The sequence below is a fragment of the Propionivibrio sp. genome, from assembly GCF_016790145.1.
Classification (GTDB): Bacteria; Pseudomonadota; Gammaproteobacteria; order Burkholderiales; family Rhodocyclaceae; genus Propionivibrio.
Genome location: NZ_JAEUOI010000211.1, coordinates 1 through 17,358, shown reverse-complemented (window position 1 = coordinate 17,358; position 17,358 = coordinate 1). Strand labels below are relative to the sequence as shown.

The following is a 17,358-nucleotide window of genomic DNA, read 5'->3' as shown; positions in this document are numbered from 1 at the left end:
CCGTTTGCTATACATGATTCTGTTGTCTACAAGAACGTTGAAGTAACCGCCACAAAGCGAATACTTAGAATTTTGGCTGCTATCAAAGCAAAGCAAATTTTCTTGTCTTTTGACGAAGCGAGAAAATTTGGCTCTCAAACTGAACAGCGTATTAAGAAATTCACAGTCCTGAAATTGGGCCACAACGATCTTCTTTACAACAAAGATTGGCGTGATAAGAAGTAAGAGCTCCCGCAATGATTCAGAAAAAAGACTCTCCACTGGTGGGCCATCTGGTTATCCATGTCGATGGCTACAAAATGCACCACAAAAGCCTTTGGCATGGCATTTCACAGTACAGCAAGCACTACTTGGTGCCGGACAAGGCAATGCCTGCGGAGGATATGGCGCGAGGAAGCCAAGGATGGTGGCACAACGGGTGGGCCGTCGGTGACTACGCCCGTAGTCGCCAGTGCCTACCTATTGTGTAGATAAGCGGCTATTGTCATTCAAAGACTACGACGAGGCCGTCGCTTACATCACTTTAAGGCAGCGGAAATTTTACGATGTCTTCGGGCTGCTAAGGGTCTGTAGTTCGCGTTCGCCAAGCTAGAAAGCTGGTCTTGGATGCAGCTTAAGGTTGAATGGCTGGTAACCGGTGCGTTGCTGACCGATGCGGGCTGCTGACCGAATGTCGGCAATGGCCTAATAGTGTGAATTGACCGTCTGGCAGGTTTTAGAGTGGAGCGGCCCTTTGAAGGTCAGCTATCTGTTCAGATGAATTGAACTAACGACATAATTTAAAAAATATCCCGCCATTGATTTCTATGAGATCTTGCCCGAGCTGTAAAATAAACTGTTGGGCACTTTGTTGGGCACTTTTTATTTTCATGCCTAAAAAATGCAAAAAGCCAACCCCGAAGGATTGGCTAACTGCTTGTTTTTACTGGTCGGGGCGGCGGGATTCGAACTCGCGACCCCTTGCACCCCATGCAAGTGCGCTACCAGGCTGCGCTACGCCCCGACAGCCAACGATTATAAACCAGATGACGCTGGTTTGTCTCCGATTCGGAGCATTTCAGCGATCTCAAGTAGTTCGTCGCGAAGGAATTCGGGGGTCAGAGTGGAGGGTTGGGCTTCGCTGGGCGCATCGTCGAGGCGATGACGGGCGCCACTGATGGTGAAGCCCTGGCTGTAGAGAAGTTCGCGAATGCGGCGTACCAGCAATACTTCATGATGCTGGTAATAGCGCCGGTTGCCGCGCCGCTTGACTGGCTTGAGCTGGGTGAATTCCTGTTCCCAATAGCGCAGGACGTGCGGTTTGACGCCACACAGTTCGCTGACTTCGCCAATGGTGAAGTAGCGTTTGGCCGGGATGGGCGGCAAAGGCTCCTTGCCGGAATCTTTAAGACTCTGATCCATTGTAGGAGAGCTCCACTTCACCCTTCAGCTTCTGGCTAGCATGGAAAGTCACGACGCGCCGTGCGGTGATCGGAATTTCCTCTCCGGTTTTCGGATTGCGTCCGGGGCGCTGTGGTTTGTCACGCAACTGGAAATTGCCAAACCCCGAGAGCTTCACACCGTCACCGCGTTCAAGCGCGTTCCGGATCTCTTCGAAGAAGGCTTCGACCATATCCTTGGCCTCACGTTTATTGAGGCCGACTTTTTCAAACAGTAAATCAGCGAGTTCTGCTTTGGTAAGCGTCATGTCTTTTCCCTGTCAGACGCGAAGCTGTGCCGCGAAGGCATGCTGCAAATAAGACATCAGTTGTTGCACTGCGGCATCGACTTCCGCATCTTGCAAAGTTTTTTGAGTATCTTGCATAACTATACGAAATGCAAGACTTTTTTCCCCAGCGGCGATGCCTTTTCCGGTGTAAACATCGAACAGTCGAATGTCCTGAATGATGGATGGCCGATGGGCCGCCATGCCGTCCATGAGGGCCTGCAATTCGAGTTTCTGATCAACGACGATGGCCAGATCGCGGATGGCCGGGGGTTGCCGTGAAATCTCGCTGTATTGTGGTAATGCGGCAAGAGTCAGGGCATCGAGATCGAGTTCGAATAGCAGCGGTGCCAGCGGAAGATCGTATTTCTGCAGCCATTGCGGATGCAGTTCGCCGACTAGGCCGATCACCTTGCCGTCAACATTCACGCTCGCGCTGCGACCCGGATGCAGGGCCGGGTGAACGACCTTCTCGAAGCGGGCTACTAGCGGCGCCAGCAGCGTTTCGACTTCACCCTTGATATCGAAGAAATCGACGTTGCGCGTGGCGCTTCCCCATTGCTCGGGGAGATCACTGCCGTAAGCCAGAGCGGCGATTTTCCACGGCTGGCGGAAACCTTCGACCGGGAAGCCGTTTTTGTCACGCAAGAAGCAGCGGCCGGTCTCAAACACGCGGACACGGCTTTGCCTGCGCTTCAGATTGGTGACGACATTGGCCACCAGTCCGCCGATCAGCGTCGAGCGCATCACGCTCATCTGGCTGGCGATCGGGTTGGCCAGGCGGATCGGCGCCGTGTTGGCCGCAAAGTCAGTTTCCCAGGATTCTTCGACAAAGGCGAAGTTGATTACTTCCTGAAATCCGCGATCCGAGAGGATCTGTCGAACCCGGGTCAAGGGGCGAGTCTCCTCGCTTTGCGGCAGCATCGACAGCGCCGCGCGCGGGGCCGGCGATGGAATGTTGTCGTAGCCGTAAAGGCGGACGATCTCTTCGATCAGGTCTTCTTCGATCTCGATATCGAAGCGATAACTCGGCGGTATGACGATGAAGTCATCGCCCTCACGTTTGAAGGCCAGATCGAGACGCGAAAAAAGCTCACCGATCAGTTCGGGGGCAAAGGTCACACCAAGAACCCTGCTTACGCGCGCCGGACGAAGGCGGACGGCTGGCCTTTGCGGCAAGGCCGCTTCGGCTTCGCACAGCGGCCCGGCCTGTCCGCCGCAGATCTCGAGAATGAGCCGGGTGGCGCGTTCGAGCGCACGCCGTGTTCCGCCAAAATCGACACCGCGCTCGAAGCGGTGCGATGCATCCGACACGAACCCGTAGCGACGGGCGCGTCCGGCAATTGCCTTCGGTGCAAAGAACGCCGATTCAAGGAACATCTCGCGCGTGTCCAGCGTGATGCCGCTGTCTTCGCCGCCCATGATCCCGGCCATCGCCACCGGGTGTTTGTCATCGGCGATCAGCAGAACGTCGTCCGCAAGTTCCAGCGTCTGCTCATTGAGCAACTGGATCTTTTCTCCCGCTCGCGCCATGCGTGCGTGTATGGCGCCAGCGAGCCGGGTGTTGTCGAAAGCGTGCAGTGGCTGGCCCAGCTCAAGCATGACGTAGTTGGTGATGTCGACGAGCGCGGAAATCGAGCGTAGGCCGCTGCGCTCCAGGCGGCGCTTCATCCAGTCGGGAGTGGCCGCCCGGCCGTCGACGCCGGACACGACGCGGCCGCAGTAGAGCGGGCAGGCCTCGGGGGCATCGAGAACGATCTGGCGTCGGTCCGCGATGCTGACCGGCGCAGCAACACATTCGGGGTAAGTCGCCGGCGTACGGGTCAAAGCCGCTACTTCACGCGCGACACCGGTGAGCGACAGGCAGTCGGCACGATTGGGGGTGAGTTTCAGCGTCAGCAGGCGGTCGTCCAGATCAAGGCAGGCGCGAATGTCCTGGCCGACCGGCGCATCGTCGGGCAGGACCAGCAGGCCGGAGGCGTCTTCGGCAATGCCGAGTTCCGTGGCCGAGCACAGCATGCCCGAGGACTCGATGCCGCGCACCCTGGCGACCTTTATGGTGAAGTCGCCGGGCAGTCTGGCGCCGGGCAGGGCGCAAGGCACCTTGAGACCGGGTGCGACGTTGGTTGCGCCGCAAACGATCTGTTGCGCTGCGCCGCTGCCGATATCAACTTGGCATACATTCAGCCGGTCGGCGTTTGGGTGCTTGTTGACTTCGAGCACGCGCGCCACGACCACCTTATCGAAGGCGGGCGCGACGCGTTGCTCCTCTTCGACTTCGAGGCCGGCCATGGTCAGCAGGTGAGAAAACGCCTCGCCGGTAAGGCTCGGGTTAACAAAGCAGCGCAGCCAGGATTCAGAGAATTTCATGAAGGATCCGTATCAGCAAATGCGGTCAGATGAACTGGCGCAGAAAGCGGAGATCACCATCGAAAAAAAGGCGCAGGTCATTGACCCCGTAACGCAGCATGGTCAGCCGATCCGGCCCCATGCCAAAGGCAAAACCGATGTACTTTTCCGGATCGATGCCGACGTGGCGCAAAACGTTCGGATGCACCATGCCGCAACCGGCAATTTCCAGCCAGCGACCTTTCAGCGGGCCGCTCATGAACGCCACGTCGATCTCGGCCGAAGGTTCGGTGAACGGGAAAAAGGACGGACGGAAACGGACCTGCAGGTCATCGCTCTCGAAGAAGCGGCGCAGGAAGTCGGCAACGACGCCCTTGAGGTCGGCAAAGCTCACGTTCTCGCCGATCCACAGTCCTTCGACCTGGTGAAACATCGGCGAGTGGGTGGCGTCGGAGTCGACGCGATAGACGCGGCCTGGCGCAATGATGCGGATTTCCGGCATCGTTTCGAGATGGGCGTATTTCGCCACATGCGCCTGCATGTAGCGCACCTGGATCGGGCTGGTATGCGTGCGCAGCAGAATGTCCTCGGCGACCTTACCGTTTTCGTCGAGCAGGTAGAAGGTGTCATGCATCGAACGCGCCGGGTGATCTTCGGGTGTATTCAGCGCCGTGAAATTCTGGAAGTCGGCCTCGATTTCCGGGCCGTCAGCGACCTCAAAGCCAATCGAGCGGAACAAGGCTTCGATGCGTTCGAGGGTACGTGTCACCGGGTGCAGGCCGCCGCGCGACTCGCTGCGGCCGGGCAGGGTGACATCGAGTGATTCTTCGGCCAGGCGGGCTTCGAGGGCCAGACGCCGGATCGCTTCACGGCGGGCATTCAGCGCTGACTCGATGGCTTCCTTGGCGCGATTGATCGCCGCGCCGGTCGATTTGCGCTCTTCGGGCGAGAGCCTGGCCATTCCCTTGAGCAGTTCGGTAATCTGGCCGCTTTTGCCAAGGAAACGCGCCTTGACTTGCTCGAGTGTATCCGGGTCGTCAGTCGCCGCAAAAGCCGACGATGCGTCCTGTGCTATTTGATCAAGGTTCTGCATGAATTTTTTAACCTAATGGCCATGGCGGCGCCACCCTCGAAGCTGGAATACTCCGTCATCCAACACTTCCCGCCTCCCCAAAACCCCTCCCGGCATCCCCTTGTCAGGGGAGGAGAACGGTGTGCCGTCCCTCCCCCCTGACAAGGGGGCTGGGCGGGTTGCAGGTTGGATCGGTAAGACGATTCATTTCAATTCCCGAGTTCACCGAAAAAAAAGGAGGCGCGAGCCTCCCTTTTCTACACGCGTTGAATCAGGCGCCGAGTTGAGCTTTGGCTTGAACGGCCAGAGCAGCAAATGCCGGCTTGTCGAAAATAGCCAGATCCGCCAGCACCTTGCGGTCGACTTCGATCTGCGCTTTCTTGAGGCCGTTCATGAAGGTGCTGTACTTCAGGCCGAGTTCCCGGGCGGCCGCGTTGATACGGGCAATCCACAGGGTACGGAACTGACGTTTCCTTTGCCGACGGTCACGGTAGGCGTACTGACCGGCCTTCATTACCGCCTGTTTGGCGATGCGATAGACATTCTTGCGGCGACCGCGGTAACCCTTGGCCAGTGCAATGATTTTCTTGTGGCGCGCGCGCGCCGTTACACCACGTTTAACTCGGGGCATCTTTGCTCTCCTTAAGCGTAAGGCAGCATGGCGCGAACCATGGCCTTGTCGGAGTCATGCACTCCGGTCATGCCGCGCAACTGACGCTTGGCTTTGGTGGTTTTCTTGGTCAGGATGTGGCGTTTGAACGCCTGTCCGCGCTTGATACGGCCACTCGCGCTGACCTTGAAGCGCTTTTTGGCGCCACTCTTGGTCTTCATTTTGGGCATTGAATGCTCCTGTTTATTAACATGGACGCAGGTGTCTCCCGGCGGGAGTTCTTTTGACCTGATACCACTTGTGGGCGTTGCAACTAAAAACTGCTGAAACTACTTCTTTTTGCTAGGCGTCAGGATCATTACCATCTGCCGGCCTTCCATCTTGGGCATCTGCTCGACGGCGGCAAAATCCTGCAGATCGGTTCTGATCCGCTCGATCTGGCGCATGCCGATCTCCTGGTGGGCCATTTCACGACCACGGAAGCGCAAGGTCACCTTGACTTTGTCGTCTTCTTGCAGGAAGCGCACCATGTTGCGCAGCTTGATCTGATAATCGTTTTCGTCGGTACCCGGGCGGAACTTGACTTCCTTGACCTGAACCTGCTTTTGCTTGAGCTTCTGCTCATGCTGACGTTTTTGTTCCTGGTACTTGAATTTGCCGTAGTCCATGATCCGGCAAACCGGAGGTTGCGCCATCGGGGCAATCTCGACCAGATCAACTCCGGCCTCCTCGGCCAACTGTAAAGCCTGGCGGACGCTCATGATTCCGAGCGCTTCACTTTCTACCCCTACCAGTCGAATTTCCGGTGCGTTGATTTCTTCGTTAACGCGTTGCGCCTTTTGCAGTGCGATGGTTCCGCTCCTTGTGCTGAAAAAAATTAAGCCGTGCCACTTCGCGCCGCGACTTCCGAGAGAAGTCGCTCGATCAGTGCCTCGAGCGGCATTTGCCCGAGATCCTGACCGCCGCGTGTACGCACGGCAACCAGATTTGCTGCAACTTCCTTGTCACCTACAACAATTTGGTACGGCAGCTTGTTCAAGCTATGTTCGCGTATTTTATAGGTAATTTTCTCGTTGCGCAAATCCGCATCGGCGCGCAAACCTTTGCGCCGTAGCGTTTTTGCAACATATTCGGCATAGTCGGACTGCTTTTCCGAGATGTTGAGGACGATCGCCTGAACCGGCGCCAGCCACAGGGGGAGGGCACCGGCACTGTTCTCGATCAGAATGCCGATGAAGCGCTCGAGCGAACCCAGAATGGCGCGATGCAGCATGACCGGCGTATGTCGGGTGTTGTCATCGCCGACAAATTCGGCGCCCAGACGCTGCGGCATCGAGAAGTCGACCTGTACCGTTCCACATTGCCACGAGCGACCGATCGCATCCTTGATGTGAAACTCGATTTTCGGGCCGTAAAATGCACCTTCGCCCGGCAGTTCATCCCACACTAGCCCGGACGCCTTGAGCGCCTCGCGCAAGGCCAGCTCGGCTTTGTCCCAGACTTCATCCGAACCGACACGCTTGTCCGGGCGTAGTGCGAGCTTGACCACCACGTCGTAAAAACCGAAATCGGCATAGACCTGGCGCACCAGATCGTTGAAGTTTGTCACTTCGGTCTGAATCTGGTCTTCGGTACAGAAAATGTGGCCGTCGTCCTGGGTGAATCCGCGCACGCGCATGATGCCGTGCAGCGCCCCCGAAGGCTCGTTGCGATGGCAGGAGCCAAATTCGCCATAACGCAGCGGCAGGTCGCGGTAGCTGCGCAACCCGGTGTTGAAAATCTGGATGTGCCCCGGACAATTCATCGGCTTGATCGCGTACTCGTGCTTTTCCGACTCGGTGGTGAACATGTTGTCCTTGAAGTTCTCCCAGTGCCCGGATTTCTCCCACAGCGAACGTTCCAGAATCTGCGGACACTTCACTTCCTGATAGCCGTTGTCCTGATAGACGCGGCGCATGTACTGCTCGATCTGCTGCCACATCGCCCAGCCCTTGGGGTGCCAGAAGATCATCCCCGGCGCCTCGTCCTGCAGGTGGAACAGATCGAGATGCCGGCCCAGGCGACGGTGGTCGCGCTTCTCGGCTTCTTCGAGCATGTGCAGGTAAGCGTCCTGCTCTTCCTTCTTGGCCCATGCCGTACCGTAAATGCGCTGCAACTGCTCGTTGCGCTGATCGCCACGCCAGTAGGCGCCGGCCACCTTCATCAGCTTGAAGACCTTGAGCTTGCCCGTCGAGGGAACGTGCGGGCCGCGGCAGAGGTCGACGAAGTCGCCTTCGCGATACAGCGAAACCTCCTGGCCTTCAGGAATGGCGGCAATCAGTTCGGCCTTGTAGTGCTCGCCGATCGACTTAAAGAACGCCGTCGCATCATCGCGTTTCCAGACTTCGCGAGCGACCGGGATGTCCCGTTTGGCGAGTTCGCCCATGCGTTTTTCGATGGCCACCAGGTCTTCCGGGGTGAACGGGCGTTTGTAAGCGAAGTCGTAATAATAGCCGTTCTCGACTACCGGCCCGATGGTGACCTGGGCTTCCGGGAAAAGCTCCTTGACCGCATAAGCCAGCAGGTGTGCCGTGGAATGGCGAATGACCTCAAGGCCTTCGCTATCCTTGTCGGTGACGATGCCGACTCGGGAATCGCTCTCGATGCGGAACGAGGTATCGACCAGACGTCCATCGACCTTGCCGGCAAGCGCCGCGCGTGCCAGGCCGGCGCCAATGCTTTGTGCCACTTCAGCAACCGTGACGGCCTGCGCGAACTCCCGTTGAGAACCATCAGGCAGAGTAATGACCGGCATCTTGCAACCCCAGAAATGAATAAAGCCAGAGACTCGCTCTGGCTTTAATAGTTTGGTAGGCGCGATTGGACTCGAACCAACGACCCCCACCATGTCAAGGTGGTGCTCTAACCAGCTGAGCTACGCGCCTTCATTGCCGCACGAGCTTCCAGCGACATCAAAGAAGGCAGAATTATACGGGCGCGGCAGGGCAAGTCAACATTTATGCTGATTAGCCACGCAGTTGAACTCGTGGCCCGAGGCCAGGATTCACGCTCTTTCCGGCGCAAGCCGGAATCCAGAAAGCACGGCTTAGTCAGGTTGGCAAGAATCTGGCTGGCGTCAATGTTTGCCTTGTCACCGACAAGGAATGGTTAATCACGCGAAATAATATCCAATAACAAGCAATATCAATAATAAAATTCCATAGAATAATAAACACATCAAATATACTGAGGTAAATCATGGCACATGAACAGGCAAACCCGGCAGCGGCGAGTCGATCAAAGGTTCTCAGCACGGCCGTCGCCGAAACGGCCCGTCACCTGGACATCGGACCGACAGACCTCGGAAAGATCATTGGGCTAAGCCAGCCCGTTGCCTCCAGACTGATGAACGGTCGCTACACGATCAGGGAAGGCTCGAAGGAATGGGAACTCGGCGCGCTTTTCATCCGGATGTACCGAGGTTTGTTCTCGCTCGTCGGCAACAGCGATACGCTTGCAAAAGACTGGCTACGCTCGAACAACCGTGCTTTTGGCGACCAGTGGCCGATCGGCGCGATCAAGAACGTGCAAGGCCTGGTCCATGCCTGCGAGTACATCGATGCCCACCGCGCTTCCGTCTGAGGCGCGTACCTGGACGGGTTCGGGCTGGCGGGCTGTCGAAGCCCAGCACCGCAATGCGACGCTCGGTCTGATGCATGGCCACCTGGGCAACCAGGCACTCCTTGAAGACATCATCGAGGAGGTCAAGCCGGTGCTTCCCGATGAGGCCGAGGGGCTACATTTTCTGTTGAGCACGCCCTTCCGCTATCGGGCACCGCCACCGTCCGGGTCGCGGTTCCGTGGCCGACTCGATCCCGGCGTATTCTATGGCGCCGAAGACGTCAGGACAGCCTGCATCGAACTGGGGTACTGGCGCTTGAAGTTCTGGATGGATAGCGAAGGACTGTCGGCCAGAACGACAAGCATTTCGCTAACGCTCTTTGAATTCCACGGATCGACCCCGGCCATGGTCGACCTGACCAAACCGCCCTTCGTCAACCGGCGCACTGACTGGATTCACCCCGGCGACTATGGTCAGACACAGGCCTTGGCCGCCCGCTTACGCCAGGACGGAGTCGAGATGATCCGTAGCGAGTCGGCGAGAAACGGCCCCGAGGGCCGCTGTCTGGCCATCCTGACGCCTCGCGTCTTCAAGGCGGTCCAGTCGCCCTTCAGGCACCACCAGCAGAGCTGGAACCTGTTCATTCAGCCGCCCAACCTTGGCGTCTGGCAACGATCGCTGAACAACGACAGCTTCGAGTTCAGGTACTGTCTGTGAAAAAAACACTACTACCTGATTTCCACGCTCGTCACCCCGGCGGAAGCCGGGGTCCAGCTCGTTTATCTGATTGTTTTAATCGATATCAGAGGAAGGCACTGGATTCCGGAGTTCGCCGGAATGACGGCTTGGGAGGTGTTTATCAATTAATTCACAGACTCTGAGACTGGCGCTGTCGTTTCGTCGGGTGTTTGTCAAACCGACTGAAAAGCTAAGAGAAACGCGGCCTTCGCTTCCTGCGGCGACATCGGAGTAATCCGGATCGGGCTGGCAACGATGCCTTTGAGCGAATCCCACGGCTCACTGGAATTGGGCATCAGATCCCGCTTCTCCATGGCCAGAGCAATCAGATCGGCGCGCTTGATGGCGGGATCGTCGAAGTTCCCGATGCCGTAGCGCAGACCGACGACGCTCATCACCCTTGACTCAATCTCCGAATACAGCGGAAACAGTTGCTTCAGCGGCTTCACCATGTCACCCATGTAGGCTTCGGCGGCATCGTGCAGCAAGGCCGCCGCTCGCAGATCCTGCGCAACGAGGTCGGCAACGATCAGGCTGTGCTGGGCCACTGAGTAGAAGTAACGGGTTTGCCCGTTGAAACGGCACTGATACGCCAGCCCGTGCGCAATGTCCTCGATGTCGATCTGCTCCGGCGTCGGCGCCAGGGGATAGAACTGTTTGCCGGTATAGGTTGAGACATAAAGGCGGCTGGTGACGTTCTGATCGACGGGCGTCATGGGTTCTCCTGGTTGTTTTGCCGAATTATGACTTGTTGCAGGCTCAACAGGTGAGCCCACCGATTGGTTTTGAAACCAGTAGTTCGATTTGCCACCGGTCAGACCAGGCCGACCGCGGTTCAATACGCTGGTATGATCCTCGAATCCATCTGCCCCCGGAAGTCTGCCCATGGCCAGGATTATCCCCGAAGGCTGGCGCGAGATGTCGGCGCTCGGCGCAGTTCAGCGCGAAATCGAAACACTGGAGGTTCTCGCTGCCGGCCTGCCGGACGACTACACCGTCTATCACGGCGTGCACTGGACGCGTATCCAGCAAGGCTGCGCACTCGTTGGCGAGATTGATTTCGCCATCGTCAGCCCCGCCGGAAAACTGCTCCTGATCGAGCAGAAATCGGGCTTCCTCTCCGAAACCCCGGAGGGCCTGGTCAAGATCTATGCCGCCAGGGAAAAATCGGTCGCTTTCCAGATGCGGCGAACAAGCGAAGCGCTGCATTCCCGGCTTCGGAATTTTTGCCCGGAGGCGGGGTTTGTTGTCGACGCTTTGCTTTACTGCCCGGACTATATCGTCAAGCAACCCGGTTCCGCCGGTATCGATCCCGAACGGATCGTCGACGCCCCACGACGCGATCGTCTGGTGCACATCGTCCAGAGCATCCTGCCTGCCGATGAGCCCGTCAATAAGCGGATCGACAGGCTGCACCGCTTCCTCGGCGATCAGCTCAAACTGGTGCCCGAGGTCAATGCACTTGTTGGACAGGCGAAAACCCTCTACACGCGCTTGTCGGGGGGGCTTTCCCAGTGGGCGCGGCAGATCGAATGCGAGCCCTTTCGCCTGCGCGTGATCGGTACGGCTGGTTCCGGCAAGACGCAACTGGCGCTGGCGGTGTTCAGGGATGCCCTGGCCGCCGGGCGGCGGCCGCTGTATGTCTGCTACAACCGCCCGCTGGCCGATCACGTCGCCCTGATCGCTCCGTCCGCTGGCGAGGTGGCGACTTACCATCAACTGGCCGACCGGATTTGCCGCGATGCCGGACACACTCCCGACTTTACCCAGCCCAGCGCCTTCGCCCGCCTGGAAAGCTTTCTGGATGATTACCTGCCGACTGAACGCTGGTTGTTCGACGAGGTGATCATCGACGAAGGGCAGGACTTCCAGGCCTCATGGAAAGACAACCTGCTGAAACTGTTGCGTGCGCCGGGTCGTGCCTGGTGGCTGGAAGATCCGATGCAGAACCTCTACGCTCGCACACCCGTGGAACTGCCGGGCTGGGTCGTGATCCGCTCGGAAACCAACTACCGCAGCCCGCAGGATATTCTCGGGAAACTCAATCGCCTGTTGCCGAACGGGCAGGGTGTCGAGGCGGGAAGCCCGCTGAACGGTTCCGAAGTCGACATCGTCACCTATGCCGATCCGGCGGATCTGTTCACCCAGACCAAACGCGCCATCACCCAGTGCATCGCGGCGGGTTTCAAGCGCGACATGATCGCGCTCGTCACCTACCGTGGCCGCGAGAATTCACTGCTGACGCCCTATGACCGGCTTGGCAGCTATCCCCTGCGAACATTCACGGGGTGCTACGATCTGTTTGGCAATCCGGTTTTTAGCGAAGGCGATGTCCCGATGGATTCGGTCTATCGCTTCAAGGGGCAGGCGGCACCGTGTATCATTTTCACTGAAATCGATTTCGCGACGCTCGATGACCTGGCGCTGCGCAAGCTCTTCGTCGGCGTAACCCGGGCGACCATGAAATTGACGATGATCGTCTCGCAACGCGCCGCGCTAAAACTGATCGAACGCCTTGATGATCCGGAGGCGAAGAATTGTTGAATTTGAAGAATTTTTAGGTCGGGTTAGCGCAGCGTAACCCGACATCCGTACCCGCCAGGCTGTGTCGGGTTACGCTACGCTAACCCGACCTACGGGATCAATCCCGGCGCCTCAATGAAAGGCAACACCCAGGAATTACCGCATGAATCAAACCGACCTATGCGACCTCCTAACGGCGGTCAATCTTCTCGAAAATCCGGGTTTCGGTGCGAAAGTGGCTGGTTTTGTCGGCCGCCCGATTGAAAAGGCCATCGCGCGTTTGCCTGACAAAGCCACCAAGGCCATTGTCTCTGCCACACACAAGGCGATACAGGGCGCATTAACGCTTTCGCTGAAAACCTTTGCCCATCATGACCCGGAGTCGGGCAAGGAAACTCCGGAAGCCTCAAACTGGTGGCATCTGGCGGCCACGGCAACCACCGGCGCGGTCGGCGGTGCGTTTGGCGTGCTTGCCCTGACCATCGAACTGCCCATTTCAACGACCATCATCATGCGCTCGATTGCCGATGTGGCGAGAAGCGAAGGCGCCGACCTGCATGACATTCAAATCCAGCTCGAATGCGTGCAAGTCCTGGCGCTGGGCGGCGATTCCAGCATCGACGACGGGGCTGAAATCGGCTATTTTGTCGCCAGAGAAGCCATGAGCAAGGCCGTCTCCGAGGCGGCTACACATATTGCCCAGAATGGTCTAAAAAAAGGCAGTGCCCCGGTCATTGTCCGGCTGATCACCCGAATCGCACAGCGCTACTCGATCAACGTCACCGAGAAAGCGGCGTCCCAGCTTGTCCCTGTCGTTGGTGCCATTGGCGGCGCGGTAATCAATACTGTCTTTATCGATCATTTCCAGAACATGGCGCGCGGCCACTTCATCGTACGCCGCCTGGAGAAAAAGTATGGTCATAGGATCGTCCGCCAGAAATATCAGGAATTGAAACAGACAAAGCCTTAGACGCTCCTTCAGCGGGTGGCGCCGGGCGTATCACCCGAAGAGTTCCTGAAATAAATTCCTGCGCATCATCCACAGGCTCGTCCTGTGAGCCCCTGACCCGATATTGTACCTCCCATGCCCCGGCAATCATGCCCGGCAGCAAGGAGACCCAATGCCAGATACCAACACCCCACAAGTCCTTATCAATCCGCTCAAACCCGCCCTGATCCACGGTGTGGCGCAAAAGCTTCGCTTCCTGGTGCGCGTGCAGGCCGATCCCGATCCGGCCACGACGAAGCAACGCAAACCCTACCACCTGTCGCTGGTCATCGACCGTTCCGGATCGATGTCCGGCGAACCGCTGCGGGCGGCCGTGCGCTGTGCCAGGCACATCATTGACCGGCTAATGGGTGACCCCTTTCGGTTGGGAAGACGCGAAAAGCCGCTAACCCGACATGCGCAAACCATTGCTCTTGACGACCTGCCCAGGGTCAATGCGCAGTTTCCACCTGCAGTGGAATCATCACTTCATTGCGCCTGAGAAACCAGAGTGTCCATGGCGGGTTATAGCGGGCAAGCGAGGGTGGGCCGGCTGCACGCAGGTGGTTGGCGGCGATGAAGTCAATCAGTTCGGCGGTTTTCTGCGCGATGTCCGCTTCATGAGCCAGGCCGGAAAATCGCACAACGGCAAGTCGCGAGGGTGGCAGGGTTTTCAGTTGCACCTTCGGGTCGTTGGGTGTGGGAAGCGTATCGAGGGTATAGCTGCTCGGCATGATGAAGCGAATTACCCAGGCATCGGCATTGCCGGTCTGGGTTACTGGCGCCGTCATGGCAATTTTTTCACCGGCCGGAGGTGCCTGAATGACGGGCGCCGTCATGGCAATGCTTTGACTACGCGTATTTCCGCCAAAGATGTAGCCTGCAAGAAGCCGGAATCCCGCATTCACCGCCTCGCTTCGATCTCCGTCAACGCTGACTTCAGCAGCAATGAGCGCGGGATACTCCCGCACTTCAAACGCCTCCGTCTGAAGGACAAGTTTGAATACCGGTTCTTCGGTAGCCATGGCAGGGCCTCCAGGATTGGCGAATGTAAGGATCAGGCTCAGGAGAATGTATTTGATCATCTTATCGGTACTGGCGGCCCGGCCGCCAGTCGCTTCGAAAAAAGGTCAGGAGATCAGGGTTTGGTGGGCGCAATTGCTGAGCTTGAAGAACGATTCTGCTGCTTCCCACGCATTCCTGCGCGCGGCGTGGAATGGAACTCGTCGAAGGTCTTCTTCTGCTCAGGAGTGAGCACCGCGTAAAACTCCTTGAGCGCCGCAACATGTTCAGTCTGCTGGGCCTGATGCTCCTTCATGCGTTCGAGCATTTTATCCGCACGTTCCGGGGTCGTCAGTTTCGACCAGTCTTCGGACTTGCCCGGTGCAACTTTTGCCCTGGCCGGCTCGGAATCCATCAGCTTCTTCCAGGCGCCTTCCTGGTCGGGCATCAGCTTCAGGGCGGCGTGAAGTTTCTGGTGATGCATTTCAATGTTTCCGGCACGATGTTCCCAATTCTCGCCGCGTGCCCCCATGGGGCCACAGTTCTGTGGGTCGGAAACAAGCGGTGCGGCAACAACCCCAAGACTCGAAGCCAGGAGTATGGAAGAAACGAGAATGCGATAGCTGTTCATGGCGATTTTCCTTTTGAAAGAAGTTGGAAATTCAGTGAGCCAATGGATGACTCGCGTTCGAAGATAAGGTGTTTTCAGTGATCGTTCTGTCTGCTGGCGTACATAGACCGCGTTTTTCCTGTTTGCTCGATTTTTCTGAGCGCTGGCGGTTGCCAGTCTATCCATCCATCCTCCGGCCACTCCAGGTACAGCAAGGTACAACAAGCTATTTGCTCAAAGTGCTGAAGGCCTGGGTCGACCCGGCCGGCAAGAATTCGCCGGGGTGCCTGGACAGAGTGTAGGGCACCGTGAGGAAGATCAGGGTCATCGTCACCAGGAATAAACTGACGAATTGATGAAACAGACTGGCGGGTATCGTGGATTGAGTTTTCATCTGGATTGTCTTCGGTTAATGGAGTGAAGACAGTGTAGTCGTCGCGAGGTTAACGCCGGATTAACAGATCTCATGATTGGCGATGAAGTTCGCTTGTATTCCATTCGGGTTAGCGCAGTGTCTGCCAAGGTATTTTCTACACGGCATAACCCGAACTACGATGTGTTTCTGCGCACGATGTTGATTCGGGTGAATTCACGACTATTTCCCTTTAGAAAAACTTTGGTCTTCGACTAGACTTGTGCTATATATTGCACAGGTAGAACATTGTGCGCGTCGTTAATTTTTCAGAAGCTCGCAACAGCCTCAAACAGGTTATCGATCAGGTGATTGATGATGCCGATTACACCGTGATTGCCAGGCGAGATGCGCCGGATGCCGTCGTGATGTCGCTGGATACCTTCAACAGCCTGATGGAGACCGTTCATCTGCTGAAGTCACCGGCCAACGCTGCTCATCTTGCCAAGTCCATTGAGCAACACCGCCGAGGCAAGTTGACCCGTAAAGCGCTACTCGATGCCTGACCGCATTACGTGGACATTTGCTGCCTGGGAAGATTATGAATACTGGCAGGGCCAGGGCCGCAAAACACTCAAACGGATCAACAACCTGATCAAGAATTGCCTGCGAGAGCCGTTTTCCGGAATCGGCAAACCAGAGCAGCTAAAAGAAAATCTCTCCGGCCTATGGACGCGCCGGATCGATGATGTCAATCGGCTTGTCTATTTGATGGATGATGGCAATCTGGTGATCGTTGCATGCCGGTATCATTACGACTGAGCATGGCGAGATGCTGAATGCTTCCGGCCAGTTCCTGCCGTTCGTCGTTAAAGTTAGTCATTAAATTTCGGTCATCCGACCATGCCGACGAGGTCATTTAACCTTGATGAAATCTGGAATTCACGCTGATACCTTTCGGCGCTTTCGGCTAGGCAGGTTGCCGGTGCCGCCGCCGTTATCCATCAGGCAACTTCACTGCCGAGGGCACGTTCGATGGAATCGCTGATGGCGTGCCTGCAGCAGCCGGCGTCCGTATCCGCGCCTTGTCCACACGCTCGCGGAGTAACGCGACACGTCGCTCTTTCGTTTCTTGCAACGCCTTGCGCTCGGCAGCGCAGGCATCCGCGCTACAGTTCTTGTCGAGCAATTGGGCAGCCTTCGCTGCCTCCTCCTCGAACCGCGAGAGGCGCTCGTTTAAGTAGCGATCACGGTCCTCGGTACTTTCGAACTCCTCCGGCACGAGCGTCAACATGATGAACTGCGGATACTGCCGCATTGCACCGCTCGCTGCGTCAACCGCGAACCCGATGATGCCGCCGATCAGGATGTTGCCGAAGGTCCATCCCTGTACCTCGGAGTCTACGCGTACCTCTGTCGGCTGGTGACCCGACTTGCGGCACGAGACGTCGATCGATCCCCATGCCTTGTCCACAAGGACTTGCCCTGGTGTGGCGCTGAGACTCGCCACATTCTTGAGCTCGCGTGTCACGTCGCACGTCGCGCCGTCGGGATCCGTGTGTAGCGTGACTGGCTGCGTGGTGCCCTTGGTAACGGTCGCGCAGCCCGTTGCAAGCGTAGTTGCAACGACGATCACAAGCACAAGTGTAAGTTTTGTCATGTTTTCCCTAAAGTGGTCCCCGTTTTTGAGACAGCGGTTTAAGCTGTGTGCTGTCGAACGAAATGAGGATATATGAGCGAAGCAAAGAAGCGCAATGCGTATTCATCGGAATTCAAGGCGAAGGTTGGCCTGGAGGCAATACGGGGAA

21 protein-coding genes and 2 tRNA genes are annotated in these 17,358 nt (G+C 57.3%); 8 read left to right on the top strand and 15 right to left on the bottom strand.

Annotated features, from left to right (window positions below; genetic code table 11):
* A partial coding sequence (locus JNM42_RS17250) for a hypothetical protein (protein WP_294273098.1) occupies positions 1 to 225 on the top strand: 225 nt, incomplete at its 5' end.
* A gap of 701 nt (positions 226 to 926) precedes the next feature.
* Here the strand turns inward: JNM42_RS17250 and JNM42_RS17245 are convergent.
* The 10 genes from JNM42_RS17245 to JNM42_RS17200 all read right to left on the bottom strand — a co-directional run bounded on the left by JNM42_RS17245 (position 927) and on the right by JNM42_RS17200 (position 8,660).
* Positions 927 to 1,003 (bottom strand) — tRNA-Pro (locus JNM42_RS17245).
* Between the two features lie 11 nt (positions 1,004 to 1,014).
* Entirely contained in the window at positions 1,015 to 1,401 is a 387-nt protein-coding gene (locus tag JNM42_RS17240) for a MerR family transcriptional regulator (protein WP_294273095.1), read from the bottom strand.
* Positions 1,385 to 1,687: an integration host factor subunit alpha gene (locus tag JNM42_RS17235; RefSeq protein ID WP_294273092.1), complete on the bottom strand. Its 303-nt coding sequence runs from the start codon at positions 1,685 to 1,687 to the stop codon at positions 1,385 to 1,387. Before JNM42_RS17235 ends, JNM42_RS17240 begins: the two co-directional genes overlap by 17 nt.
* Before the next feature lie 12 nt (positions 1,688 to 1,699).
* Entirely contained in the window at positions 1,700 to 4,075 is a 2,376-nt protein-coding gene (gene pheT, locus JNM42_RS17230; protein ID WP_294273090.1) for a phenylalanine--tRNA ligase subunit beta, read from the bottom strand.
* Positions 4,076 to 4,100: 25 nt separating this feature from the next.
* Positions 4,101 to 5,147: a phenylalanine--tRNA ligase subunit alpha gene (gene pheS / locus JNM42_RS17225; protein ID WP_294273087.1), complete on the bottom strand. Its 1,047-nt coding sequence runs from the start codon at positions 5,145 to 5,147 to the stop codon at positions 4,101 to 4,103.
* A 250-nt stretch (positions 5,148 to 5,397) separates the two neighbouring features.
* Positions 5,398 to 5,757 carry a 50S ribosomal protein L20 gene (rplT, locus tag JNM42_RS17220; RefSeq protein ID WP_294273084.1) on the bottom strand — a complete coding sequence of 120 codons (360 nt, stop codon included), beginning with the start codon at positions 5,755 to 5,757 and terminating at the stop codon, positions 5,398 to 5,400.
* An 11-nt stretch (positions 5,758 to 5,768) separates the two neighbouring features.
* On the bottom strand, positions 5,769 to 5,966 hold the full coding sequence (rpmI, locus tag JNM42_RS17215) for a 50S ribosomal protein L35 (RefSeq protein ID WP_294248717.1): 198 nt from the start codon (positions 5,964 to 5,966) through the stop codon (positions 5,769 to 5,771).
* 99 nt (positions 5,967 to 6,065) lie between these two features.
* The gene (gene infC / locus JNM42_RS17210; protein ID WP_366504471.1) at positions 6,066 to 6,587 is read right to left on the bottom strand and encodes a translation initiation factor IF-3; all 522 of its coding nucleotides are present in this window, start codon (positions 6,585 to 6,587) and stop codon (positions 6,066 to 6,068) included.
* A 26-nt stretch (positions 6,588 to 6,613) separates the two neighbouring features.
* Positions 6,614 to 8,530 (bottom strand): threonine--tRNA ligase, encoded by a 1,917-nt coding sequence (gene thrS / locus JNM42_RS17205; protein ID WP_294273081.1) that lies wholly within the window; start codon positions 8,528 to 8,530, stop codon positions 6,614 to 6,616.
* A 53-nt stretch (positions 8,531 to 8,583) separates the two neighbouring features.
* Positions 8,584 to 8,660, bottom strand: a tRNA-Val gene (locus JNM42_RS17200).
* A gap of 313 nt (positions 8,661 to 8,973) precedes the next feature.
* On the opposite strand from JNM42_RS17200, the gene JNM42_RS17195 reads away from it, so the two are divergent.
* Positions 8,974 to 9,357, top strand: a complete 384-nt coding sequence (locus tag JNM42_RS17195) for an MbcA/ParS/Xre antitoxin family protein (RefSeq protein ID WP_294273079.1) — start codon at positions 8,974 to 8,976, stop codon at positions 9,355 to 9,357.
* Positions 9,335 to 10,054, top strand: coding sequence for an RES family NAD+ phosphorylase (locus tag JNM42_RS17190; protein ID WP_294273076.1), 720 nt, complete (start codon positions 9,335 to 9,337; stop codon positions 10,052 to 10,054). The genes JNM42_RS17195 and JNM42_RS17190 overlap by 23 nt, the downstream gene beginning before the upstream one ends.
* Positions 10,055 to 10,248: 194 nt before the next feature.
* Here the strand turns inward: JNM42_RS17190 and JNM42_RS17185 are convergent, their stop codons facing one another.
* The gene (locus JNM42_RS17185) at positions 10,249 to 10,791 is read right to left on the bottom strand and encodes a hypothetical protein (protein ID WP_294273073.1); all 543 of its coding nucleotides are present in this window, start codon (positions 10,789 to 10,791) and stop codon (positions 10,249 to 10,251) included.
* A gap of 169 nt (positions 10,792 to 10,960) precedes the next feature.
* Here JNM42_RS17185 and JNM42_RS17180 point away from each other — a divergent pair, with 169 nt between their 5' ends.
* The 3 genes from JNM42_RS17180 (at position 10,961) to JNM42_RS17170 (ending at position 14,088) form a co-directional block, all read left to right on the top strand.
* Entirely contained in the window at positions 10,961 to 12,619 is a 1,659-nt protein-coding gene (locus JNM42_RS17180) for an ATP-binding domain-containing protein (RefSeq protein ID WP_294273069.1), read from the top strand.
* 142 nt (positions 12,620 to 12,761) lie between these two features.
* Positions 12,762 to 13,568 (top strand): EcsC family protein, encoded by an 807-nt coding sequence (locus JNM42_RS17175; protein WP_294273066.1) that lies wholly within the window; start codon positions 12,762 to 12,764, stop codon positions 13,566 to 13,568.
* Between the two features lie 151 nt (positions 13,569 to 13,719).
* On the top strand, positions 13,720 to 14,088 hold the full coding sequence (locus JNM42_RS17170; RefSeq protein ID WP_294273064.1) for a hypothetical protein: 369 nt from the start codon (positions 13,720 to 13,722) through the stop codon (positions 14,086 to 14,088).
* Here the strand turns inward: JNM42_RS17170 and JNM42_RS17165 are convergent.
* From JNM42_RS17165 to JNM42_RS17155, 3 genes are all read right to left on the bottom strand, one after another.
* Positions 14,039 to 14,611, bottom strand: a complete 573-nt coding sequence (locus tag JNM42_RS17165) for a heme-binding protein (protein ID WP_294273061.1) — start codon at positions 14,609 to 14,611, stop codon at positions 14,039 to 14,041. The two genes, JNM42_RS17170 and JNM42_RS17165, sit on opposite strands and share 50 nt — an antisense overlap.
* Before the next feature lie 113 nt (positions 14,612 to 14,724).
* The gene (locus tag JNM42_RS17160; RefSeq protein WP_294273059.1) at positions 14,725 to 15,420 is read right to left on the bottom strand and encodes a Spy/CpxP family protein refolding chaperone; all 696 of its coding nucleotides are present in this window, start codon (positions 15,418 to 15,420) and stop codon (positions 14,725 to 14,727) included.
* A 4-nt stretch (positions 15,421 to 15,424) separates the two neighbouring features.
* Entirely contained in the window at positions 15,425 to 15,592 is a 168-nt protein-coding gene (locus JNM42_RS17155) for a hypothetical protein (RefSeq protein WP_294273056.1), read from the bottom strand.
* A 269-nt stretch (positions 15,593 to 15,861) separates the two neighbouring features.
* Between JNM42_RS17155 and JNM42_RS17150 the strand changes: the two genes are divergently transcribed.
* Positions 15,862 to 16,116 (top strand): type II toxin-antitoxin system prevent-host-death family antitoxin, encoded by a 255-nt coding sequence (locus tag JNM42_RS17150; RefSeq protein ID WP_294273053.1) that lies wholly within the window; start codon positions 15,862 to 15,864, stop codon positions 16,114 to 16,116.
* Positions 16,109 to 16,372, top strand: a complete 264-nt coding sequence (locus JNM42_RS17145) for a Txe/YoeB family addiction module toxin (RefSeq protein ID WP_294273051.1) — start codon at positions 16,109 to 16,111, stop codon at positions 16,370 to 16,372. Before JNM42_RS17150 ends, JNM42_RS17145 begins: the two co-directional genes overlap by 8 nt.
* A 175-nt stretch (positions 16,373 to 16,547) precedes the next feature.
* On the opposite strand, the gene JNM42_RS17140 is transcribed toward JNM42_RS17145, so the two are convergent.
* Positions 16,548 to 17,210 carry a hypothetical protein gene (locus JNM42_RS17140; RefSeq protein ID WP_294273048.1) on the bottom strand — a complete coding sequence of 221 codons (663 nt, stop codon included), beginning with the start codon at positions 17,208 to 17,210 and terminating at the stop codon, positions 16,548 to 16,550.
* Positions 17,211 to 17,358 lie beyond the last annotated feature (148 nt).